Source organism: Bradyrhizobium sp. 138, assembly GCF_023074075.1.
Classification (GTDB): Bacteria; Pseudomonadota; Alphaproteobacteria; order Rhizobiales; family Xanthobacteraceae; genus Bradyrhizobium.
Genome location: NZ_JADPKT010000070.1, coordinates 177,395 through 198,894 on the forward strand (window position 1 = coordinate 177,395; position 21,500 = coordinate 198,894).

General features: G+C 63.4%; 19 protein-coding genes. 10 read left to right on the forward strand and 9 right to left on the reverse strand.

All coding sequences use genetic code 11. The features are described 5' to 3' along the window. The first annotated feature begins 9 nt into the window (after positions 1–9). Together IVA79_RS23005 and IVA79_RS23010 are read left to right on the forward strand one after the other, a co-directional pair. Positions 10–1,584 carry an isochorismatase family protein gene (locus IVA79_RS23005; protein WP_247556978.1) on the forward strand — a complete coding sequence of 525 codons (1,575 nt, stop codon included), beginning with the start codon at positions 10–12 and terminating at the stop codon, positions 1,582–1,584. A 3-nt stretch (positions 1,585–1,587) separates the two neighbouring features. Continuing rightward, positions 1,588–2,214 carry an NAD(P)H-dependent oxidoreductase gene (locus IVA79_RS23010; protein ID WP_247557193.1) on the forward strand — a complete coding sequence of 209 codons (627 nt, stop codon included), beginning with the start codon at positions 1,588–1,590 and terminating at the stop codon, positions 2,212–2,214. 44 nt (positions 2,215–2,258) lie between these two features. Here the strand turns inward: IVA79_RS23010 and IVA79_RS23015 are convergent, their stop codons facing one another. Continuing rightward, complete coding sequence (locus IVA79_RS23015; RefSeq protein WP_247556980.1) at positions 2,259–3,044, reverse strand: fumarylacetoacetate hydrolase family protein; 786 nt, start codon at positions 3,042–3,044, stop codon at positions 2,259–2,261. A 252-nt stretch (positions 3,045–3,296) separates the two neighbouring features. Here IVA79_RS23015 and IVA79_RS23020 point away from each other — a divergent pair, with 252 nt between their 5' ends. After that, complete coding sequence (locus tag IVA79_RS23020; RefSeq protein WP_247556983.1) at positions 3,297–4,226, forward strand: LysR substrate-binding domain-containing protein; 930 nt, start codon at positions 3,297–3,299, stop codon at positions 4,224–4,226. A gap of 31 nt (positions 4,227–4,257) precedes the next feature. Here IVA79_RS23020 and IVA79_RS23025 read toward each other — a convergent pair whose 3' ends face one another. The 3 genes from IVA79_RS23025 to IVA79_RS23035 are packed head-to-tail and all read right to left on the reverse strand — an operon-like array spanning position 4,258 to position 9,104. Then, on the reverse strand, positions 4,258–4,872 hold the full coding sequence (locus tag IVA79_RS23025) for a TetR/AcrR family transcriptional regulator (protein ID WP_247556985.1): 615 nt from the start codon (positions 4,870–4,872) through the stop codon (positions 4,258–4,260). 15 nt (positions 4,873–4,887) lie between these two features. After that, positions 4,888–7,998, reverse strand: coding sequence for an efflux RND transporter permease subunit (locus tag IVA79_RS23030; protein WP_247556986.1), 3,111 nt, complete (start codon positions 7,996–7,998; stop codon positions 4,888–4,890). Then, positions 7,998–9,104, reverse strand: coding sequence for an efflux RND transporter periplasmic adaptor subunit (locus IVA79_RS23035; RefSeq protein ID WP_247556988.1), 1,107 nt, complete (start codon positions 9,102–9,104; stop codon positions 7,998–8,000). The genes IVA79_RS23030 and IVA79_RS23035 overlap by 1 nt, the downstream gene beginning before the upstream one ends. A 236-nt stretch (positions 9,105–9,340) precedes the next feature. Between IVA79_RS23035 and IVA79_RS23040 the strand changes: the two genes are divergently transcribed. The 5 genes from IVA79_RS23040 (at position 9,341) to IVA79_RS23060 (ending at position 14,292) form a co-directional block, all read left to right on the forward strand. Further along, complete coding sequence (locus IVA79_RS23040) at positions 9,341–9,919, forward strand: TetR/AcrR family transcriptional regulator (RefSeq protein WP_247556990.1); 579 nt, start codon at positions 9,341–9,343, stop codon at positions 9,917–9,919. 74 nt (positions 9,920–9,993) lie between these two features. Beyond that, on the forward strand, positions 9,994–10,794 hold the full coding sequence (locus IVA79_RS23045; RefSeq protein WP_247556991.1) for an SDR family oxidoreductase: 801 nt from the start codon (positions 9,994–9,996) through the stop codon (positions 10,792–10,794). A gap of 214 nt (positions 10,795–11,008) precedes the next feature. Next, positions 11,009–12,169, forward strand: a complete 1,161-nt coding sequence (locus tag IVA79_RS23050) for an iron-containing alcohol dehydrogenase (RefSeq protein WP_247556993.1) — start codon at positions 11,009–11,011, stop codon at positions 12,167–12,169. Positions 12,170–12,284: 115 nt separating this feature from the next. After that, positions 12,285–13,232, forward strand: coding sequence for an alpha/beta hydrolase (locus tag IVA79_RS23055; protein ID WP_247556995.1), 948 nt, complete (start codon positions 12,285–12,287; stop codon positions 13,230–13,232). Between the two features lie 76 nt (positions 13,233–13,308). After that, positions 13,309–14,292, forward strand: a complete 984-nt coding sequence (locus tag IVA79_RS23060; protein ID WP_256465644.1) for an NAD(P)H-binding protein — start codon at positions 13,309–13,311, stop codon at positions 14,290–14,292. 103 nt (positions 14,293–14,395) lie between these two features. Here the strand turns inward: IVA79_RS23060 and IVA79_RS23065 are convergent, their stop codons facing one another. Genes IVA79_RS23065 through IVA79_RS23085 form a run of 5 tightly spaced genes read right to left on the reverse strand, consistent with a single transcriptional unit; the run spans position 14,396 to position 19,712 of the window. Next, a complete protein-coding gene (locus tag IVA79_RS23065) occupies positions 14,396–15,400 on the reverse strand; it encodes a nitronate monooxygenase family protein (RefSeq protein ID WP_247557001.1) in 1,005 nt (334 codons plus the stop codon). Between the two features lie 22 nt (positions 15,401–15,422). Further along, a complete protein-coding gene (locus tag IVA79_RS23070) occupies positions 15,423–16,610 on the reverse strand; it encodes an acetyl-CoA C-acyltransferase (RefSeq protein WP_247557004.1) in 1,188 nt (395 codons plus the stop codon). 14 nt (positions 16,611–16,624) lie between these two features. Further along, positions 16,625–17,755: an acyl-CoA dehydrogenase family protein gene (locus IVA79_RS23075; protein WP_247557007.1), complete on the reverse strand. Its 1,131-nt coding sequence runs from the start codon at positions 17,753–17,755 to the stop codon at positions 16,625–16,627. Between the two features lie 23 nt (positions 17,756–17,778). Beyond that, positions 17,779–18,960, reverse strand: coding sequence for an acyl-CoA dehydrogenase family protein (locus IVA79_RS23080; RefSeq protein ID WP_247557009.1), 1,182 nt, complete (start codon positions 18,958–18,960; stop codon positions 17,779–17,781). Between the two features lie 14 nt (positions 18,961–18,974). Then, positions 18,975–19,712, reverse strand: a complete 738-nt coding sequence (locus IVA79_RS23085; protein ID WP_247557010.1) for an SDR family oxidoreductase — start codon at positions 19,710–19,712, stop codon at positions 18,975–18,977. Between the two features lie 348 nt (positions 19,713–20,060). On the opposite strand from IVA79_RS23085, the gene IVA79_RS23090 reads away from it, so the two are divergent. Further along, positions 20,061–20,804: an SDR family NAD(P)-dependent oxidoreductase gene (locus IVA79_RS23090; protein WP_247557012.1), complete on the forward strand. Its 744-nt coding sequence runs from the start codon at positions 20,061–20,063 to the stop codon at positions 20,802–20,804. Continuing rightward, positions 20,804–21,481: a glutathione S-transferase family protein gene (locus IVA79_RS23095; protein WP_247557014.1), complete on the forward strand. Its 678-nt coding sequence runs from the start codon at positions 20,804–20,806 to the stop codon at positions 21,479–21,481. Before IVA79_RS23090 ends, IVA79_RS23095 begins: the two co-directional genes overlap by 1 nt. Positions 21,482–21,500 lie beyond the last annotated feature (19 nt).

Consider the following 21,500-nt stretch of genomic DNA (forward strand, 5'->3'; position numbering starts at 1 on the left):
GATCGACCGATGACCCACGTCACCTTGCGAAGCGAATTCGAGACCCTGATCGACCCCTATGCCCCGGTCGCGCAGGTCGGCACCGGCTTCGACTTCACGGAGGGACCGATCTGGCATCCGGTCGATCACTATCTGCTGTTCTCGGACATGCCTGCTGACGTGCGCCGACGCTGGGATGCGCGGCGCGGTGTGGTTGAGGTCAAACGCCCCTCTAACAAGTGCAACGGCATGACCTATGATGCCGAGCTCAATCTCATCATCTGCGAGCACGCGACTTCGTCCCTGATCCGCGAGCGGCCGGACGGGCGGCGCGAGGTGCTGGCTTCGCATTTTGGGGGACAGGAGCTGAACAGCCCGAACGACGTCTGCGTGCACGCCTCCGGCGCGATCTATTTCTCGGACCCCTGGTACGGCCGCATGCCGGTCTATGGCGTCGAGCGGCCGCGCCAGCTCGGTTTTCAGGGCGTCTATCGCGTCGTGCCCGGCGGCGAGCCGCGGCTCGTCGTCGAGCGCAACCTGTTCGATCAGCCGAACGGGCTCTGCTTCTCACCGGACGAGAAGCTGCTCTATGTCAACGATACCGTGCAGGCGCTGGTCCGCGTCTTCGACGTCGATGGCGACGGTTCGCTGGCGAATGCGCGGGTATTTGCGAGTGGCATCAAGTCCGAGCTCGAGCCCGGCCTGCCCGACGGCATGAAGTGCGATCAACACGGCAATGTCTGGGTCACCGCGCCCGGCGGCGTCTGGGTCTATTCGCCGCGCGGCGAGCTGCTCGGCAAAGTTCGCGTGCCCGAGCTCGTCGCCAACCTCGCCTGGGGCGGGGCCGATTTCCGTACGCTATACCTGACCTCGACCCATTCGGTGTACGCGATCCCGACCAAGGTCGGCCCGCGGCACGAGCCCTATATGAGCGGCCGGCGAAGCGGCGGCGGCGCGACCGCAAGCGCCGCGCCGGCGGCGCCCATCCTCGCTGATGGCGAGATGCAGCTCGATCCGCAGCGCTGCGCCATGATCATCCAGGACCTGCAGAACGACGTCATCATGGACGGCGGCGCCTTCGCAGATTCAGGCGCGCCCGGCCACGCCAAGCAACAGCATGTCGTCGAGAACGTCCGCCGCCTGGCGGAGGCGGCTCGCGCGCGGGGCGTCGCCATCATCCATGTCTGGTTCGTCGTCGAGCCCGGCGCGCCCGGCGTCACGCTGAATGCGCCGTTGTTCGAAGGTCTGGTCGACAGCAAGGCGATGGTGCGCGGCAGCTGGGGCGCGGCGCCCGTGTCCGGCCTCGAGCCACGGCCGGGCGATTTCGTCGTCGAGAAGATGCGGATGAGCGCCTGGGAAGGCACACGGCTCGAGACGATCCTGAAGGCGACCGGGCGCGACATGATCATCAACACCGGCGCCTGGACCAACATGTCGGTCGAGCACACCGCCCGCACCGGCGCAGACAAGGGCTATTTCATGATCGTCCCCGAAGATTGCTGCTCGACCATGAATGCCGACTGGCACAACGCGTCGATCAATTTTGCCATGCAGAACGTCGCGATCGTCACCCGGGCGGATGCCGTCATTAGGGCGTTGGGATGAACGCTGGTGAAGCTCCTGCACCTGTCCTGCTCGCCCCGCGCCGACTCCTTCTCGAGTGCCGGCGCGCGTGTCTTTCTTGACGGCTTTCACCAGGTCCGGCCGGACTGGGATCTCGACGTCATGGACCTCTGGCGGGAGCGGATGCCTGAATTCGCGGGCCCTATCGTCGAGGCCAAATATGCGCGGATGAATGGGCAAGCGTTCGATGACGCGCAGCGCAACAGCTTTGCCGAGGCCGAGCGAATGGCGCTGCGCCTGTCGCTGGCCGATCGCGTGCTGATCTCGACGCCGATGTGGAACTTCAGCATTCCCTACAAGCTCAAGCAATGGTTCGACATCATCGTCCAGCCCGGACTGACTTTTCGGTTCGACCCATCGCAGGGCTATCTCCCGCTGCTCAAGGACCGGCCGACACTGGTGATTCTCGCCAGCGGCAGCGACTTTGCCACCGGCATGAACCGCAGCCGCATCGACATGGCAACGCCGTATCTGCGGGACATCCTGCGCTTCATTGGTATCCACGACGTGCGTTTCGTGCCGATCGGGCCAACCACCGGGCCGCAGCAGCTGATCGAGGCTGCGCGGGAAACGGCCCATCGACGCCTGGCTGCCATGGCCAGGAATTTCTGAGCTCCGGGCGTAGCTTCAGAGATCGATCTCACGCCACGCCAGTCTCACGAATATTTGGCACTGACGCTGCCGAACGGTCCGAAATCGCCAACGAAAGTCTCACCGGCCTTCGGCCGCAACATGCCCGTCAGCGTGCCCGTGCTGACCATCTGTCCTGCCTTCATGCCGATGCCCGTGCGCGAGAGTTCGTTGGCAAGCCAAGTCAGCGACACGACCGGATGATCCAGCAAATCGGAAGCCCTGCCCTTGCGGCGCAGAGTGCCGTTGCAAATGAGGCTGACCTCCTGCGCGGCAATGTCGCGCTCTTGCCAGTCCGCAATGGCTGGACCATGGACGATCGTCCCGGATCCGGCACCGTCGGCGAGAATCGCCGGCAATGGCGGGAATGCCGCATCATGTACAAAGCGGCACTCTGCCAGTTCGATTCCAGGATGCAGCGACGCCACAGCCGCCGTCACCTCCTGCACCGTGTAAGGCTCGGCGCGCGGGGGCAAATCGGTCGCGAGAACCGCTTGATACTCCACTTCCGGAATCGGACTGCATTGTCTGGCGTGCTCGACGCTTCTCGGCGACTCCCTGATGAACGGCGCGTAGACCCGGCCGTAGATCGGCGAGTCCGTACGCAGCTCCCGCTGCAGTCCCTCCTTCATCGCTGCGATCTTCCACCCGGCGACGGTCCAGCCGAGTTCCTCCTCGACCATGCGCGCGATGCGGTAGGCGGTCGCCTTGTCGGGCGGCACGAGACGCTGGTCAAGACCGCTCTGCTGGCGTCCTTCGCGGCGTAGGCCGGCGAGCAGACGGGCGAGTTCACGCTGAGCCAACTGATCCATCCAGATTACTCCACCAGCAGCGCGGCCGCGCGGGACAATGGCCTCTCCCGGTACTCGACCCACTGCTCGGCTTCGCGGCTAACCAAACCGGCATGAGCGGTCATGAGCTTCCTCTCCAGATTGTCGCTCTTGGGCCGGGTAGTCCCGGCCAGGCTCCGGGTATGACTTGACAGCGCTCCGCGCAAACGACTTCTTGGCCGGGGGCCTTGAGCGAGACTCAAGGCTCGGCCATCCCGCGGGGAGCGCACGATCATGGCTGCACGACGACTTCCTCCGCTCCATGCCGTTCGGGCCTTCGAAGCGGCGGCGCGACATCTGTCGATCACGCGCGCCGCCGACGAGCTGAACGTCACGGTTGGAGCCGTCAGCAGGCACGTCCGCGCCCTCGAGGTGCGGATGGGCACGGCACTGTTCCTGCGGGGATCGCGGGGCCTGGTGCTGACCTCCGCCGGCAAAGCCTTCGCCGACTCCACGCGCGAAGCACTGGACCGCATTGCGGATGCGGCCGAAGGCCTGCACCTGCGGCGATTCAGGCGGCTGTCGGTCGGCGTCTACGGATTTTTCCTGTCACGTTTTCTGCTGCCGAGATGGCCCGGCCTCACGGCAGCGCATCCCGAACTGGAGATCGATCTTCACACCAGCGCCAACCCCGTCGACCTTCTTGCCAGCCGCTACGATGCCGTCATCGCCGTCTCGGACGGAGAATCCAGAGCCGGCCTCGTCACCCGGCCGCTGTTGCCGATCGCCACCGTGCCGGTCTGCTCGCCCGCCCTGCTGAAAGACGGCGCGCTGGACTTCACGTCCGTGCCACTCTTGCACAACAGGCCGCGACCGGACGACTGGCGGCGCTGGCTCGACCACGCGCAGCTCACCAAGGTGCCGGTTCGCGGCGGCAGCAGCTTTGAAAGCCTCGGTCTCGCCATCGAAGCTGCGGCCGCCGGGCTTGGCGCTGCCATCGCAATCGAGAGCCTGCTCGATACTGATCTAGCAAGACTCGATCTCGTCAGAGCGCATCCTCTCGTTCGGCCGACGCGGCGTCACTTCGTGCTCGAATATGAGCAACGCATGGCGGGCGATCCGGCCGTCGCCGCGTTTGCCGCGTGGCTGTGTCAGGCCTGCAAACAGCAGGGCGGCAGCAAGCCGGCAGTCAGGGCATCCGCGCGAAAGCGTGCGGCTGACTGAACCTTGCTTTTCCGGCGCAGGACGGGGCGGCTTAGCCGGACTTGCTCAGAGCTTTCAGGATAAAGACAATCTGGGCGCGCATGCTTGCTTCGGCATCTTCGCCGTGGACAGCGCAGTGCTCGATCAGAATGGGATGGAAGAAGGGCACGAACGCGGATCTGGCCGCTCGGGCGGCTTCCGCGACGTCTTCGACCTCGAACTCGCCGGCGTCAGCGCCCTCGCGGATGATCGCCTCCAGGATCATCAGCATCCGCTCGATATGCGCCTGAATGATCGGCCAGTTCTCCTGCATGGCGAGGACGACCAGATCATGCATGGGCCTTTGCTTGACCAGCATCGTCTTGGTGTGGTGGTGAACGCTGGTCAGCAGTTGATCGAGTTTCTCCGTCGCCGGCGCGCCCGAGCGCGCGATCGCAAAGGCGCTGTCGGTAACCTCGTCGATGAGACGGCCACAGATGGACTCGTTGATTGCATTCCTGGAAGGAAAGAAGCGGTAGATATTCGCCGGGCTCATGCCGAGTTCAGCGGCGATGTCGGCCACCGACGTCCTGTGGTGACCGACACGGCGAAAGCGTTCTTCCGCCACGCCCAGGATCCGGGCGCGGGCCTCGTCGGACTCTCTTCCTGTTCGGGCCGGACGATCCATCGGAGCAACAGAGCCTTATTCGGCAGCCAACGCTAGTGGCAATTCCGGTTTCTCGGATGAAGCCTCGTGCATGTCGCCTGCGGTCGGCTTGATCCGGAACCACGTGGCATAAAGCGCGGGCAGGAACAGCAGGATCAGAACCGTTCCGACCGCGGTGCCGCCGATCAGCGTATAGGCCATCGATCCCCAGAACACGGAATGCGTGAGCGGGATGAAGGCCAGCACGGCGGCAAGCGCAGTCAGGATCACCGGCCTGGTGCGTTGCACCGTGGCCTCGATGACGGCGTGATAGTCGTCAAGCCCGGCGGCAAGATTCTCCTTGATCTGTTCGGTCAAGATCAGAGTGTTGCGCATCAGGATGCCCGCCAAGCCAATCAGGCCCAGGATCGCGTTGAAGCCGAACGGCTGGTTGAAGAGCAGCAATGCCGGCACGACACCGACGAGACCGAGCGGTCCCGTCAGCACGACCATGGCCATCGTCGAGAAGGATCGCACCTGCAGCATGATGACGATCAGCATGGCCGCGATCATGGCCGGGAAGATCGTCGCCAGCGCGTCGTTGGCCTTGGTTGCCTCCTCGATCGATCCGCCCAATTCGATACGATAGCCGGCCGGCAGCGACGCGATCAGCGGCTGAAGGGCCGTCTTGACGTCCTTGGAGACCTCCGGCGGTTGGGTCGCCTCATTGATGTCGGAGCGGATCGTGACGACCGGCGTGCGATCGCGGCGCTTCATGATCGGCTCTTCAAGCCGGATTTCCGAATGGCCGACCTGGTCGAGCGGAATTGAGCGGCCGTCCCGGCTCGTCAACGAGAAATCCGCCAATCGCGCCGGGTCCAGCCGCTCGCGGCCGGCGCTGCGCGCCACGATGGGGACATTGCGGATGTCCTCGCGGACCTGCGTCACGGCGATGCCGGTGAGCAGGAACTGGAGTTGACGCCCCACCTCGGCCGGTGAAAGGCCGATGAGGTTCAATCGATCCTGATCCGGGATGAAGCGGAGCACGGGCGTGCGATTACCCCAATCGCGATTTGCCTGCCGCACATCGGGAACGCCACGCATGATTTCGAGGGCCTTTTGAGAAATAGAGTACAATTCCGCGGGGTCAGGACCCACGACCCGAAACTCCACCGGGAAAGGCGTATAGGGTCCGAACACGAGCTGGGTGACGCGGACATTGGCCTCGGCTGCAAGGCCCTGTGACACCGCCTGCCGGAGCCGTTGCTTCAAAGCCTCGCGCGCCTCCGCGTCTGGTGTCAGCACGACGATCTTGGCGAAGGCCGGATCCGGCAGCTCTGGCGCCATCGCGAAGAAGAAGCGCGGCGCACCCTGACCGACATAGCTGGTGACGATCTTGGCCTCCGATTGGTGGTCAAGCCAGCCCTCGAGCTTCTCGACCGTGGCGGTCGTCGTCTCGATGCTCGTGCCCTCCGGCAGACGAACCTCCACCAGCACTTCGGGACGGTCGGAGGTCGGGAAGAACTGCTGCTTGACGCCACCCATGCCGACGACGGACAACGCGAAGGCGACGGCGACGATGCTGCAGGTCACGAACTTGTGGCGGACGGCGAAGGTGATCAGCCCGCGCAGGCGGCGATAGTTGGGCGTGTCGTAGATCGCGTGGTGGCCACCTTCGACCGGCTTGATCGCGGGCAGCATCTTGACGCCCAGATAGGGCGTGAAGATCACGGCGACGATCCAGGACACGATGAGGGCGAAGCCCACGACCCAGAAGATGTTGCCGGCGTATTCCCCGGCGGTCGAACGGGCGAAGCCCACCGGCAGGAAGCCGGCGACCGTGACGAGTGTTCCAGATAGCATCGGCGCCGCAGTGTGGCTCCACGCATAAGCCGCCGCCGAGATGCGGTCCATGCCCTCTTCCATTTTCACCACCATCACCTCGATGGCGATGATGGCGTCGTCGACGAGAAGACCAAGCGCCAGGATGAGAGCGCCGAGCGTGATGCGGTCGAAGAACCGGCCGGTCTCCAGCATGATCAGGAACACGACGGCGAGCGTCAAAGGCACGGCAGCCGCGACGACGATGCCGACGCGCCATCCGAGGCTGAGCAGGCTCACCAGCAGCACCACGCCGAGCGCCATCGCGAACTTCATCATGAATTCGTCGACCGCCGAGGTGATGTTGACGGCCTGGTCGCTGACCTTGGCCAGCGTCATCCCGAGTGGCAGCGTGCGAGAGATCGCTGCGGACCTTTCTTCCAGTGCCTTGCCGAGCGCGAGGCCATCCCAGCCCTCTTGCATGACCGCAGCCAGCATGACGGCAGGCTCGCTCTGATGCCGGATGAGGTAGGTGGGAGGATCCTCGTAGCCGCGGCGGACTTCGGCGATGTCGGACAATTTCAGCGTCCGCCCGGCAGCGACGATCGGCGTGTCGGCGATCGCCTGGACGCTGTCATAAGCGCCATCGACCCGGATGAAGACCTGCGGCCCCTTGGTGTCGATCGAGCCCGCCGGTGTGACGGTGTTCTGCCGTTGCAAGGCGGCAACGATATCCGTTGCCGAAACGCCGAGCGTTGCCAGCTTGGCATAGGAAAACTCGATGAAGATCTGCTCGGGACGCTCACCAAGGATGTTGATCTTCTTGACGCCGGGCACGTGCAGCAGATCCTGGCGAATGGTCTCGGCTTGCCTGGCGAGTTCGCGCATCGGCATGCCCTTGGCCTTGAGGGCATAAAGGGCGAAGCTCACGTCGGAATATTCATCGTTGACGAAGGGGCCGAGCACGCCGAAGGGCAGCTTGCGCGCTTCATCGCCCAGCTTCTTGCGGGCTTGGTAGAATTCCTCCTGCACGCTCGATGGCGGCGTGCTGTCCTTCAGCGTCACCGTCATGTAGGCATAACCGGGCCGCGTGGTCGTCTCCACCCGGTCGTACCAGGTCAGTTCCTGGATCCGCTTCTCCAGGGGCTCGGCGACCTGGTCCTGCATCTCGCGCGCCGTCGCGCCCGGCCAAACGGTCGTGACCGTCAGGGTCTTGATGGTGAAGGAGGGATCCTCGGCCCGCCCGAGCATGATGAAGGCGTAGGCGCCCGCGGCGGCCAGCAGGAGGATGAAGAACAGGGTGACGGCTCGCTCGCGAACGGCGAGCGCGGAAAGATTGAAGCTCATCAGTTGCTCCTGGTTTCCGAGGCAGTCCTGACACGCGCGCCCTCATGCAGGAGGTGAGCGCCCAGCGAAACAATCTGGTCACCGGACTTCGATCCGGAGACAACGGCGGTCTCGCTGGTCACACGCAGAAGCTTGACGGGTTGCAGGCGGACGGTCGAGGTGACGCTGTCGAACACCCAGACGCCGGTCGTTCTGCCGTCATCGAGCACGGCGCCCAGCGGCACCTGGACGTCCGGCTGCTGATCCTGGTTGGCAAGCCGAATGGTGACGGTCGCACCGAGCGGTGCCGCCGCGGCTTCACCGCCGAGCACATAGCGCGCTTCATAGGTGCGGGTCTGGGGATCGGCGGAATCCGACAACTGGCGCAGATGCGCGGTATAGCGGCGCCCGTCGCTGCCATAGAGGCTTGCATCGGCAAGCGAACCAATCGCCGGCCGGATCGTTTCGGGAAGCGCCACCACGGCTTCGCGAGGACCGGACTGTGCCAGCCGAACGACCGCCTGGCCGGCGGCGACGACTTGGCCGGGCTCACCAAGCGTTTGGGTGACCGTTCCGTCCGCGTCCGCCACCAGGACGGAATAGGTCGCCTGGTTCTCGGCGACTCCTGCGTCGGCTTCGGCCGCGGCAAGCTGCGCCTTGGCGGTGTCCGATGCGGCCTTCGCCTGCTCGTAGCGTTGCTTGGAGGTCCATCCGTCGTTCACCAGATTGGCGTAGCGTTTCTCGTCGGCGTCGGTCTGAACGACAAGAGCGCGCGCAGCGGCCACCGCATTGCGCTTCGCTGTGACCGCGAGGCGCAGGTCGGTTTCGTCGATCCGCATCAAGGGCTGGCCGGATTTGACTTGCTCACCGACATTGACGAGCCGTTCGACGATCTTGCCGGCGACGCGAAAGCCGAGATTGCTTTCCACGCGCGCGCCGATCGTCCCGGTGAAACCGCGTTCGGATCCACCGACCGGCGCGGCCGTCACGAGACGGACCATTGGGGCCTCCTGCCGGGGGTCACCGACCGCGGAGGCTTCTCGGGGCGGGATGCCGAGCGCAACGAAGGTCGCCACGCCTGCCGGGACCAAAATACCGGCCAAAACCGCAAAACCCCGCATCTTCATTGTCAGTCTCCCGAGTTTAGATTTCATACGAACTCTATATTCAGATTAGATGTCGAACGCAATCTAAAAGTGGAGAGAGGCAACGAAATTGTGATTCAGGCACCAGGATAGGTATCGAGGTGGGGTAAAGGCGCTGCCATTTAAGGAATTCCGCCTCGGAGACCTCTTGTTAGATTGCGTTCGGCTTCTATTTGTCCTAATAGAGTTCGAATGAAATCTAAACTTGGAGAGAGCCGATGCGAGTCAGTCGCGTTCAGGCCGCGGAAAACCGCCAAACCGTAATCAATGTGGCAAGTCGCCTCTTCAGGGAGCGCGGCTTTGACGGCATCGGGCTCAAGGATCTGATGGAGGGGGCCGGGCTCACCCAAGGCGCCTTCTACAAGCAATTCGCGTCAAAAGAGGATTTGGCGGTCGAGGCGTCCAGGCGCGCATTGGAGAGCGCGTCCGGCCGATGGGCGGACGCGGCCGCTCAGAATCCTGACGATCCGCTTGGCGCGGTGATCGGATTTTATCTCAGTGGCGACCATCGCGGAGAAAAGATGGACGGCTGCCCGATCGTGGCGCTCGGCTCAGATGCCGCCCGACAGGGCCCCGACGTGAAGGCGGAATTCGAAGCGGGAATCAAGGCGCATCTCGACGTGCTCGGCCGCTTCATCGCCGGAGCCGGCGACGAGGCCTCCCGCGGCAAGGCCATGGCCATTCTCGCAACGATGGTCGGCGCGGTGACGCTCTCGCGCGTTGTCAACGACCCCGATCTGGCTCAGGCACTTTTGGATGCCGCGACCGAACAGGTTCGCGACGCCGCTGCCGCTTGAAGGGATGAGCCGGTGTTCTGATTGAGAATGTCGCCGAGCCCCTTTCGCTGATCAAATAGATGAGGACGAGAACGATGTCGAAAGCAGCAATGAACAGCTTCGCCGGAAAATGGGCTCTGATCACGGGGGCCTCGAGCGGCTTCGGCCTTGAATTCGCAGATCTGCTGGCGGCGCAGAAAGTCAATCTCGTATTGGCGGCCCGACGGCAGGAGCCCATGGAAAAGCTTGCCTCCGATCTCCGCCGCAAATACGGGGTGGAGGTGCTGGTCGAAGCCATTGATCTTGCCGCGCCGGGCGCGGCCAGCCGCCTGAAAAGCAGTCTCGACGCGAGGTCGGTGGCGATCGACATCTTACTGAACAATGCCGGATACGGTTTGCACGGCGATTTCCTGGACACGCCGATCGAGCAGACCGCGAACATGATCCAGCTCAACATCACGGCGGTCACAGAGCTGACCTATCTTTTCGGCCGCGACATGGCTAAGCGGCGAAGTGGACATATCCTTCTCATCGCCAGCCTCCTGGCCTTCCAAGCCGTTCCCAGCTATGCGGCCTATGCGGCGACCAAGGCTTATGTACTGGCCTTTGGCGAGGCCCTGCACGAAGAACTCCGCCCGCATGGCGTGGTCGTGACCAGTCTCTGCCCCGGGCACACCGCGACGGGATTCGATGCGGTTGCCGGCGCAACCGCTTCAAGCTTGCTGAGCCTCCTCACCATGAAGCCGCGTCCGGTCGCCGAGACCGGTATTCGGGCGCTCTCGCAAGGGAAGGCCATGGTGATCCCAGGCATGGCGAACAACATGGCTGCCTTTTCAAATCGTCTGACGCCGCGGTCAATGCAAAGGGCCACGATGAAAAGAATCATGGACGCTTGAAAAAGCGTAGGCCTCTCGAGAAACCCCTCGCCTGATATCTGCGGCAGCGCATCCATGAACGGCGAGAGCGGACGCCGTTAATCCGGCAACGGCAATTGTCGCGATTTAACTTTTCAGCACGTCGCAGAGCTCCGACGTGCCGAGACACCGACTCGAACTTGAATGATGATCATAATATAAAGCCCGACTTTCGGGCGTCCAATGGGAGGAAGACATGCGCAGGACCGGTGTCCATAACTTTCCGGCAATCGACCGGGTCATCTATGGCAAAGCCGCCTCTGAAGCTGTTCGCGAAGAGGCGGAACGACTTGACGCAAAGCGTGTCTTCCTGATCGCCAGTCGAACCCTGAACTCCAAGACCGACGAGATCGAGAAAATCCGTCGCGCGCTCGGCGACAAACATGCAACGACCTTCGACGGCATTGCGCAGCACACGACGCGCAAGCAGGCCGCCGAGGTTGCCCTTCATGCAAAGGAGGCACGAGCCGATCTCGTCGTGGCCGTCGGCGGAGGGTCTGCCGTCGACCTCGCCAAGATCGTCATCATGGCGATGGAGCACGATATCCGCGATGAAGCGGGCTTCGATCCCTTCCCGATGGGGCCGGGCGTGAGCCAATCGCCCCTCCGCTCGCCGGCAGTGCGGCAAATCGCGGTTCCGTCGACGCTGAATGGCGGTGAATACAATGCCGCAGCGCTCGTCACCGACGAGCGCCAGAAGCTGAAGCAGATCTTCTTTCACCCCCAGATGATGCCGGTGGCCATCATTCTCGATCCCGCCATCACCCTTCATACGCCGACAAAGCTCTGGATGGGATCCGGCACGCGCTCGATGGATCATGGCATCGAAGCCTTGTGCTCGCCGGCCGGCACTCCCTTGGCCGACGAAGTCGTCCTGGCGGGCATCCGCACGTTGCGCGAGGGAATGCTCCAGACCTTGCAACAACCTGATGATCTCGAGGCACGCCGATTGTCACAATACGGCTCATGGCTCGCCTCGTACGGGCTGCAGGCCCGCGTCCCCATGGGCGCAAGTCACGGCATTGGCCATGTGCTTGGCGGAACCTTCGACGTTCCCCACTACTATTGCACGCCTGTCATCATGCCGAGCCTTCTTCGCTACAATAAGCCGTTCACCGAAGATGCGCAGAAGCGTTTGGCGACGGCTTTGGGCGCTCCGGGCGACGAAGCCGCAGATGCCTTTACGCAATTCACCAGGACGCTTGGACTGCCCGGGCGGCTCGCCGACGTCGGCATCGGTGAAGACAAGTTTGACCAGATCAGCAAGATCGCGATCCATCATCGCTTCGTAAAGGCCAACCCGCGTCCCTTCAAAGACGAAGCCGACATCGTCGATTTGCTGCGAATGGCCGCGTAGCGGCAGCACTGGGAAGGCAACGGAAGCGAGGCGATCCCGCCTCGCTGGTGGGGACCTCCAAGCCGGGAAGCGCGCGTTCGCTAGTTCAGACGACTTTACGAAGGACACGCCAACCATGATCACCTCTGCTCCAACGGCCGAGCAACGGCACGCCGATGGTCCCGGGCGTTCGCCGGAGAACTCTCTGGCGAGCGGCCATGTCCGCCAGCGCACGGTTCACGCCAACGGACTCGATTTCCCGATTCTGGAGGTTGGACATGGTCCCCTCGTGCTCTGCCTGCACGGCTTTCCCGATCATGCGCAGAGCTGGATCCCCTTTCTCGATCGCCTCGCGCAAGCAGGATATCGGGCGGTGGCGCCGGCGCTCCGCGGATATTGGGTCGGCGGCGCCGCACCGGACGGGTCGTACCGCGCCTCGGCAACAGGTCAGGACGTCCTGGCGCTCATCGAATCGCTTGGAGCTGAGCAAGCCGTTCTCATCGGCCATGATTTTGGGGCACGCGCAGCCTACGCCGCGGCAAGCCTCGATCCGGAGCGCGTCCGCAAGCTTGTCGGGCTGGCGGTGCCCTATGGAAAGGGATTGGCATCGGCGTTCGTTGCCGACGGTGATCAGCAGCGACGAAGCTGGTACATGTTCTTCTTCCAGACACGTCTGGCCGAGCTGGCCGTTCAGCTGAACGACTTTGCATTCCTCGACCGCCTCTGGCGCGAATGGTCGCCGGGATACGTGCAGCCAGCGCCGGCTCGTTCGGCACTCAACGAGAGTTTTGCCCAGCCCGGCGTCCTCGCGCAGACGCTGGCCTATTATCGGCAGTTGTTCACCCCGCCGTCCGATGCGGCGGCGCAAGCTCTCGAGGCTCTCGCCAGCCGTCCAATTGCGGTCCCGTCGCTCTATATGCATGGGGCAGACGACGGCTGCATCTCCGCCCAGCTTAGCGAAGGCATGGAGGCGGCGTTCACCAATGGTCTCGAGCGTGTCGTGATGCCTGGAGTCGGGCACTTTCTCCATCTTGAACAACCCGACGCCGTCTTCGACCACATCCTCCGCTTCATAAGAATCTAACTGTTCTTGCGCACCGCTTTGCGAGGATCGGACCCGCCCAGGAACCACTCGGCCACTCAGCCAAAAGGACAAATCGATGTCGAAGCGGCCCCCAATATTGATCACCGGCGCCGGTGGCGAGGTTGGCTCCATCAGCAGGACGATGATCAAGATGCTGCTCTCGCAGCAATATCCAGTGCGCGCCTTCGTGAGGCGGGACGACGAGCGGGCTGAGGCGCTTCGACAGGCCGGCGCCGAAATATTCGTCGGTGATCTCCTCAACGTCGCCGATGTCGCGGCTGCCTTGAAAGGTTGCCGGCGGATCTACTTCAGCATGAGCCTGAACCCCTACTATAGCGACGCAACCATCCTGATGGCTGCCGCTGCGCGTGCGCAAGGCGCCATCGAAGTTTTCGTGAACATCTCGGAGTTCGAGCAGACCTTCATGACCTTCGACCGAATGACCGCCGAGCGCGAGGCGCGACTAGCCTGGCTTGGAGGATCTGTCGCCGAATGGTCGCCGCAACAAAGAGCCCATTGGGCGTCGGAGCAGGCGCTGCAATGGTCCGGCCTCCCGGTCGTCAACATCCGCGCAACGATGTTCGCCGAGAACCCGATCCTGTCCTGGTTTCCGCTCAAGCCATTGCTGAGCGCGGGCGAACTTCATCTGCCGTTCGGCGCGCAGAAGATTGCGCCAATCGCCGCCTATGACGTTGCAGAAATCTGCGCGAAGATCCTGATCGACCCGCCTACGCATATATCGATGTCATATGCGCTCACGGGACCGGTCTTGAAGGACATGCACGGGTTTGCGGAGGATTACGGCGCCGCGCTCGGGCGCAAGATTTCCTACGTGCCCCAGGACCTGGATGCCTGGATCGACACCTACATCAACAGTGCTCTGGCAGCTCGCAACCCACACATTGCGGACCACCTGAAAACCATCACCCGACTGGTCGCGGGCGGACGTTATGACGTTGTCAACGACGAGCTCGAACGATTGCTTGGACGCGCTCCGAAGACGGTCCGATGGGCTCTCGAACAGAATCCGCGCATCCGCCAAGCACTGGAGGGCGCGTGAGCGCGGTGACTGCGGCTCGATCACCACATCAAGCCGGAGCTGCTGCTCACCAGACGCATGAGCCGGGGAGCGTCGCTTAAGACGCCGATCCCCAGCCGTCGCATCACGCGACCTTCCGCGCGGCTCCGCTGTCGGCGTCAAGGAATCCGGTCAGCCTGCCCCTGATCAGTCGCTCGGCGTCCGCCATGATGCGGTCGATCAGTTCCTTCACGGTCGGAATGTCGTGAATAAGCCCGACGACCATGCCGCAGCTCCACGCGCCCGCGTCCATGTCGCCCTCGATCATCACCTTGGGATAGACGCCCGCCACCTGGTCATGGATGTCCTCGATCTTGAGGCTCTTGCCCTTCTCGCGCTCGATCTCGAGCAGGTGCTCGACGCCCTTGTTGTTCAGCACCCGCTCCGTATTCCGGAGCGCCCGCATGACCAGCCTGGTGTCGAGCTCGTTCGCCGCGACCAGTGCCTTCTTGACGTTGTCATGCACCGGCGCTTCCTTGGTGGCGATGAAGCGCGTGCCCATGTTCATGCCCGCAGCGCCCATCGCCAGCACCGCAACCAGGCTGCGCGCGTCCGCCATGCCGCCCGAGGCAACGAACGGGATCTTCAGTTCCTCGGCCGCGCGCGGCAACAGGATCATGTTCGGCATGTCGTCCTCGCCGGGATGGCCGCCGCACTCGAAGCCGTCGACGCTGACGGCATCGCAGCCGATCTGCTCGGCCTTCAGCGAGTGCCGGACCGACGTGCATTTGTGAATCACCTTGATGCCGCCCGCCTTCAGCGCCGGCATATATTGCTCGGGACTGCGCCCGGCGGTTTCGACGATCCTGACACCGCCCTCCCTGATGGCCGCGATATATTCCGGATAGGGCGGCGCACTGAAAGTCGGCAGGAACGTGAGGTTCACCCCGAACGGCTTGTCCGTCATGTCGCGGCAGCGCGCGATCTCCTTGGCCAGCAGTTCCGGCGTTCTCTGCGTCAGGCCCGTGATCAAGCCGAGCCCGCCCGCGTTGGCGACGGCCGCCGCCATTTCGGCGAAGCCGACATAGTGCATGCCGCCCTGGATGATCGGGTGCTCGATGCCGAACAGTTCAGTAATCGCTGTCTTCACGAATGATCTCCCGCGTTGCCGCTCAGTGGGTGATTTCAAACAGACCGGCCGCGCCCATGCCGCCACCGATGCACATGGTCACCACGCCGAATTTCGCCTTGCGCCGCCGGCCCTCGATCAGGAGATGGCCGGTGAGCCGCGACCCGGTCATGCCGTAGGGATGGCCGATCGCGATCGAGCCGCCGTTGACGTTGAGCTTGTCCGGATCGATGCCGAGCTTGTCGCGGCAGTAGATCACCTGCACCGCATAGGCCTCGTTCAGTTCCCAGAGATCGATGTCGTCGATCTTGAGGTTATGGCGCTTGAGCAGGCGCGGGATCGCGGCGACCGGGCCGACGCCCATCTCGTCCGGCTCGACGCCGGCGGCGACGAAGCCGCGGAAGATGCCGAGCGGCTTGAGGCCCTTCCTGGCCGCAATCTTGTCGCTCATGATCACGCAGGCTGAGGCGCCGTCCGAAAGCTGGCTGGCATTGCCCGCGCTGATGGTTTTGCCCTCGAACACCGGCTTGATCTTGGCGAGGCCTTCGGCGGTGGTTTCGGGACGTGGGCCTTCGTCCTTGGTGAGGGTCACCTGCTCGTAGGTGACCTCCTTGGTGTCCTTATTGAACAACGCCATCTTGGTCGTGAACGGCACGATCTCGTCATTGAAGCGGCCGGCCTGCAACGCAGCGCCGACGCGGCGTTGGCACTCGAGGCTATATTCGTCCTGCTTGTCGCGGCCGATCTTGTAGCGCTCGGCGACGACCTCGGCGGTATCGAGCATCGACATGTACATTTCGGGCTTCATCGCCATCAGCTCGTCGTCGACGGCGTGAAATTTGTTCATGTGCTCGTTCTGCACGAGGCTGATCGACTCGATGCCGCCGCCGATCGCGACCTCGACGCCATCAAGCATCACCGAGCGCGCAGCCACCGCGATGGCCTGCAGGCCTGAGGCGCATTGCCGGTCGATGGTGGTGCCGGCGACCGTCACCGGCAGGCCGGCGCGGATCGCGCCCTTGCGCGCCACGTTCATCACCATGGTGCCCTGCTGCATGGCGCAGCCCATGACCACGTCTTCAACCTCGCCCGGCGCGACGCCGGCGCGCTTCACCGCTTCGGCCATCACGTGCCCGGCCAGGGTCGGACCGTCCGTATTGTTGAGCGCGCCGCGGTAGGCTTTGCCGACAGCCGTCCTTGCGGTGGAAACGATGACTGCTTCAGTCGTCATGCTGGCCTCTCTGCTTACGCGGCCGCGTCCAGCTGCGCGTAACGCAGCACATGGAACGCGGGATCGCCGAACTGGATGTTGATGGAGGAGATTCGCTTGAAGTAGTGCCCAACGTTGAGCTCGTCGGTCATTCCCATGCCGCCGTGAAGCTGCACCGCCTGGTCGGCGACGAACCTGCCGGCATAGCCGATCTTCGACTTGGCGCCGGAGGCGAGCCGCGACAGTGCGGAATCACCGGTGCTGAGGCTGAGGCTCAGATGCTGCATCAGGGAGAGCGCTTCCTGATGGGCGATGAACATGTCGACCATCCGATGCTGCAGCACCTGGAACGCGCCGATGGTGGTGCCGAACTGCTTGCGCGTCTTCGAATACTCCAGCGTCGCCGAGTTCAGCTCACCGATGGCGCCCACCGCTTCCGCGCAGAGCGCACCGATGGCGCGGTCGCGGCAGGCTTCCAGCGCGGCGACGCCCTCGCCTTCTGCTCCCAGCAATTGCCCGCGGACATCGCGCAGGCTGATCTCGGCGGCCCGACGGCCGTCGATGGTCTTGAAGCTCTGGAGATCGACGCCGCTCGCGCGTCGATCGACCACGAACAGGCTTACGCCGCCGCGGTCACGATCCTCGCCGGAGGTCCGCGCCGAGACGATCAGATAATCCGCCCAGGGCGCTGCGATCACCATGGTCTTCGCGCCGGTCAGGACGTAGTCGCTCCCCTCGCGCCGCGCCCGCGTCGTGACATTGGCCAGATCGAAGCGCGATGCCTTCTCGGTCCAGGCCAACGTCCAGATTTTCGAGCCCTCGATGATTTCAGGGAGGAAGCTCTGCTGCTGCTCCGGCGTGCCCAATTGCTCGATCAGCCCGCCGGCCAGCACCACCGTCTCGACGTAAGGCTCGACCACGAGGCGACGGCCGAACTCGTGCATGACGATCATGGTCGACAACGGACCGCCGCCGAGACCGCCGGCCCCCTCGGAGAACGGCGCAGCCAGCAGGCCGAGCTCGGCGAAAGCCGCCCACTGCTTCCGGCTGAAGCCCTCCTCGCTTGCCACAATCTTGCGCCGCGCCTCGAAGGCGTACTGGTCGCGCAGCAGGCGCTGGACGCTGGATCGCAGCAATTCCTGCTCTTCCGTGAACTGAATATCCATCCGATCCTCCCGATCCGCCGTGGCTAGAGCCCGAGCACGGCCTTGGCGATGATGTTTCGCTGGATCTCGTTGGATCCGCCGTAGATGCTGAGCTTGCGCGCGTTCAGATATTTCTCCGACGCGGTGTGACCGTAGTCGGGGCCGGGCATGAAGCGGTTGGCGCTGACCGGATGCTCGCGGATGGCCAGGCCGTAATTGCCAATCGCGCGATGGGTGAGCTCGGTGATGTCCTGAAATATCTCGGTGCCTCGGATCTTGAACAGCGAGGCCGCCGGTCCAGGATCAATGCCGCGCGCCATCTGGGCGACGACGCGCAGCTCCGTCGCCTCCAGCGCCAGCACGTCGAGCTCGATACGGGCAATGTCCCGCAGGAATTCGAGATGCGCGGGATCGTCGGCCGGTATCTCGGCCTTCACGATCTGCTTCAGCTTGTTGATGTAGCGGGTGGACCGGCCGATGCCGGCCATGCTGGTGCGCTCGTTGCCGAGCAGGAACTTGGCGTAGGTCCAGCCCTTGTTCTCCTCGCCGACCAAATTCTCGACGGGCACGCGGACGTTTTCGAGGAAGACGTCGTTGACCTCGTGGCTGCCATCGATCGTGATGATCGGCCGCACGGTCACGCCGGGCGATTTCATGTCGATCAGCAGGAAGGAGATGCCGGATTGCGGCTTCGCGCTCGGATCGGTGCGCACGAGGCAGAATATCCAGTCGGCATGCTGCGCCAGCGTGGTCCAGGTCTTGTGACCGTTGACGATGTAGTGGTCGCCCTCACGCACCGCCTTGGTTCTGACGGTCGCGAGGTCGGAGCCCGAGCCCGGCTCCGAATAGCCCTGGCACCACCAATCCTCGCCGGACAGGATCCGCGGCAGAAACTTTTTCTTCTGTGCCTCATTTCCGAACGTGTAGATTACCGGCCCGACCATGGTCACGCTGAAGGCGAGCGGCGGCAGCGTGCCGGCGCGAGATGTTTCCTGCTCGAAGATGAAGCGCTGCGTGACCGACCAACCCGGGCCGCCATACTCCTTGGGCCAGAGCGGCGCGATCCAACCCTTCTTGTGGAGGATCCGGTGCCAGAGCAGCGACTGCTCCTTGGTCAGGTCGGTCTCCGGATTGGGAACGCGCATTTCCGGCGGATAACTCTCCGCAATGAAAGTGCGCACCTCGTCACGAAACGCGGCGTCCTCGGGGGAAAGCTTGAGCTCCATCGCAGCAGGCTCCGCTACCACTTCTCGCCGAAGGGACGGATCTCGAGCTCAAACGTCCATGCGCTTTTCGGCTGCTGGTAGAGCTGCCAATAGGAAGTTGCGACGGAGGACGGAGGCATCAAGGCATCCGGATCATCCAGCGCGTTGGGCCCGAGAGCCTCCAGCCGGCGTTGCCGAACCCACTCGGTATCCACACCGGAATCGATGACGAGATGCGCGACATGAATATTCTTCGGGCCAAGCTCACGGGCCATGGCTTGCGCGACCGCGCGAAGGCCGAACTTGGCGCTTGCGAAGGCTGCATAGCCGCTGCCGCCTCGGAGCGAGGCGGTCGCCCCGGTAAAGAAGATGTTGCCACCCCCATGCGGCAGCATCAGGCGGGCCGCCTCGCGACCAGCCAGGAAGCCGGAATAGCAGGCCATTTCCCAGACCTTGCGGAAAACGCGTTCTGTGGTTTCCAGAATCGGGAAATTGACGTTCGCTCCGATGTTGAAGATGCAGACTTCCAGCGGCGCGTGCTTGTCCGCATCGTTGAGGAAGGAGATGATTTCGTCTTCCTTGCGCGCATCGAGCGAACGGGCGTGAACCTCTCCGCCGGCGGCCTCGATATCCTTCACGAGCGGAGCCAGCTTTTCGCCGTTACGACGGCCGGCGAAGACCGTGAAGCCTTCTGCTGCGAACTTCTTGGCGATCTCGCCGCCGATGAAGTCGCCCGCGCCTATCACGGCCGCGGTTGCGTTTCTCTTTTGCAAGGCTCGTCTCCCGGTTAGGTTGGATCTGTTGAAGCTATTCCGCCAAGGGCGGAGCGGCTAGCCAATAGCACTCACGGGCCATGAGCATGCTGCGGCCACCTGCCGTATCTGTTGCGCTTGAAAGGGCCATCACTGCCAACCTCCCGGATGATGAGCGCATGTCCTTTTGCCGCAGCGCATTCATGGCTCCGATCTAACGTTCTTTTTTAGAACTCGTCAATTGCTATTTTGCCATTCTCGGCCTGCAGGCGAATGCGGCAGATAACCTGTCATTTCGACTGTTCTTTACAACGCTGCAGAGAGCAACTACCAATACGTTCCAAATAAGAACGCATTGGGAGGAAAAGCATGGTCGAGAGCCGCGGGGTGGCGATCCTGGTCGGCGCAGGCGATGCGATCGGCGCTGCCGTCGCACGACGTTTTGCCAGGGGCGGTTATACGGTTTGCATCTGCCGGCGCGACGCCACCAAATCTCAAGGGCTCGTGGACGAACTGACCGCCGCCGGCTATCGCATCCACGCTTTCAGCGTCGATGCGCGTCAGGAGGCCGAAGTCCAGAAGCTGTTTTCGGATATTGAAAGCAAGATCGGACCGATCGAGGTCTGCCTTTTCAATGCCGGCTCGAACGTCAACAAGCCCCTGCTGGACACCACGGAGAAGCTGTTTTTCAAGGCCTGGGAGCTGGCCTGCTATGCCGGATTCCTCGTAGGTCGCGAAGCCGCGCGTGTCATGCTGCCGCGCGGGCGCGGCACGATTTTCTTTACCGGCGCAACGGCCAGCATTCGCGGCGGCAAGGGCTTTGCCGCGTTTTCATCTGCGAAATTCGCACTTCGCGCCGTGGCGCAGGCCATGGCGCGCGAGCTTGGGCCGAAGAACATCCATGTCGTCCATCTCATCATCGACGCCGGCGTCGATAGCGAGGCCATCCACCAGCGCATGAAGGCGGCAAAGGGGATCGAGGCAAGCGAAATCCCGCCGGACAGCCTGACGAAGACCTCCTCCATCGCAGACGCCTATTGGTTCGCTCACCAGCAGAGCCGCGACGGCTGGACCCATGAACTCGATCTTCGTCCGTCGGTGGAGAAGTGGTGATGAGCGCGACACCCGATCTCACGCTGTGGGGCGCCGGCACGAGCCGCACCGTCCGTGCACACTGGGCGATGCACGAACTTGGCTTATCCTATAAGGCCAAGCCGATCGGACCACGCACAGGCGAGACCAAGACCGCTGAGTATACCAGGCTCAATCCTCGCCAGAAGATCCCGTTGCTGCAGGACGGCGACTTCTGCATCGGTGAAAGCGCCGCGATCGTCGCCTATCTGTCGCGGATGTATTCCACGCCGGAGCGCTCGCTGATTCCGGAAGCCACCCGCGACTATGCGGCATGGCTCGAATGGTGCTTCTTTATCGTGGCCGAGCTCGATTCCACGAGCCTGTACGTCATGCGCCGCCACCGGGCGGATGCACTGGGACACATCTATGGCGTTGCGCCTGAGGTCGTCGCCCAGGCCGCGGACTATTTCCGCGGTCAGCTGCGCCACGTGGAAGTCGCCTTGGCTGATGGCCGGCCGTTTCTCATGGGCGAGCGCTTCAGCAGTGCGGACATCCTCCTGACAACGTGCCTCGACTGGGCCATCGCTTACGGCGTCGGCATTTGCGACAATGCGCAGCCCTATCTCGAACGCATCCATCACCGGGAGGCCTATCAGCGAGCGGTCGAAGCCAATGCTCCGGTCGCTCCCGTTGCGGTGGTACCGGCAAAACCCTGAAGAGCCGATCGCGGGCGCG

What these genes read in the sequence shown, in the direction of transcription:
- IVA79_RS23070 (WP_247557004.1), bottom strand. Translation starts at nt 16,610, where the DNA reads ATGACGACTGAAGCAGTCATCGTTTCCACCGCAAGGACGGCTGTCGGC.
- IVA79_RS23090 (WP_247557012.1), top strand. Translation starts at nt 20,061, where the DNA reads ATGGTCGAGAGCCGCGGGGTGGCGATCCTGGTCGGCGCAGGCGATGCG.
- IVA79_RS23050 (WP_247556993.1), top strand. Translation starts at nt 11,009, where the DNA reads ATGCGCAGGACCGGTGTCCATAACTTTCCGGCAATCGACCGGGTCATC.
- IVA79_RS23045 (WP_247556991.1), top strand. Translation starts at nt 9,994, where the DNA reads ATGTCGAAAGCAGCAATGAACAGCTTCGCCGGAAAATGGGCTCTGATC.
- IVA79_RS23015 (WP_247556980.1), bottom strand. Translation starts at nt 3,044, where the DNA reads ATGGATCAGTTGGCTCAGCGTGAACTCGCCCGTCTGCTCGCCGGCCTA.
- IVA79_RS23075 (WP_247557007.1), bottom strand. Translation starts at nt 17,755, where the DNA reads ATGGATATTCAGTTCACGGAAGAGCAGGAATTGCTGCGATCCAGCGTC.
- IVA79_RS23040 (WP_247556990.1), top strand. Translation starts at nt 9,341, where the DNA reads ATGCGAGTCAGTCGCGTTCAGGCCGCGGAAAACCGCCAAACCGTAATC.
- IVA79_RS23055 (WP_247556995.1), top strand. Translation starts at nt 12,285, where the DNA reads ATGATCACCTCTGCTCCAACGGCCGAGCAACGGCACGCCGATGGTCCC.
- IVA79_RS23035 (WP_247556988.1), bottom strand. Translation starts at nt 9,104, where the DNA reads ATGAAGATGCGGGGTTTTGCGGTTTTGGCCGGTATTTTGGTCCCGGCA.
- IVA79_RS23060 (WP_256465644.1), top strand. Translation starts at nt 13,309, where the DNA reads ATGTCGAAGCGGCCCCCAATATTGATCACCGGCGCCGGTGGCGAGGTT.
- IVA79_RS23020 (WP_247556983.1), top strand. Translation starts at nt 3,297, where the DNA reads ATGGCTGCACGACGACTTCCTCCGCTCCATGCCGTTCGGGCCTTCGAA.
- IVA79_RS23080 (WP_247557009.1), bottom strand. Translation starts at nt 18,960, where the DNA reads ATGGAGCTCAAGCTTTCCCCCGAGGACGCCGCGTTTCGTGACGAGGTG.
- IVA79_RS23095 (WP_247557014.1), top strand. Translation starts at nt 20,804, where the DNA reads ATGAGCGCGACACCCGATCTCACGCTGTGGGGCGCCGGCACGAGCCGC.
- IVA79_RS23030 (WP_247556986.1), bottom strand. Translation starts at nt 7,998, where the DNA reads ATGAGCTTCAATCTTTCCGCGCTCGCCGTTCGCGAGCGAGCCGTCACC.
- IVA79_RS23025 (WP_247556985.1), bottom strand. Translation starts at nt 4,872, where the DNA reads ATGGATCGTCCGGCCCGAACAGGAAGAGAGTCCGACGAGGCCCGCGCC.
- IVA79_RS23005 (WP_247556978.1), top strand. Translation starts at nt 10, where the DNA reads ATGACCCACGTCACCTTGCGAAGCGAATTCGAGACCCTGATCGACCCC.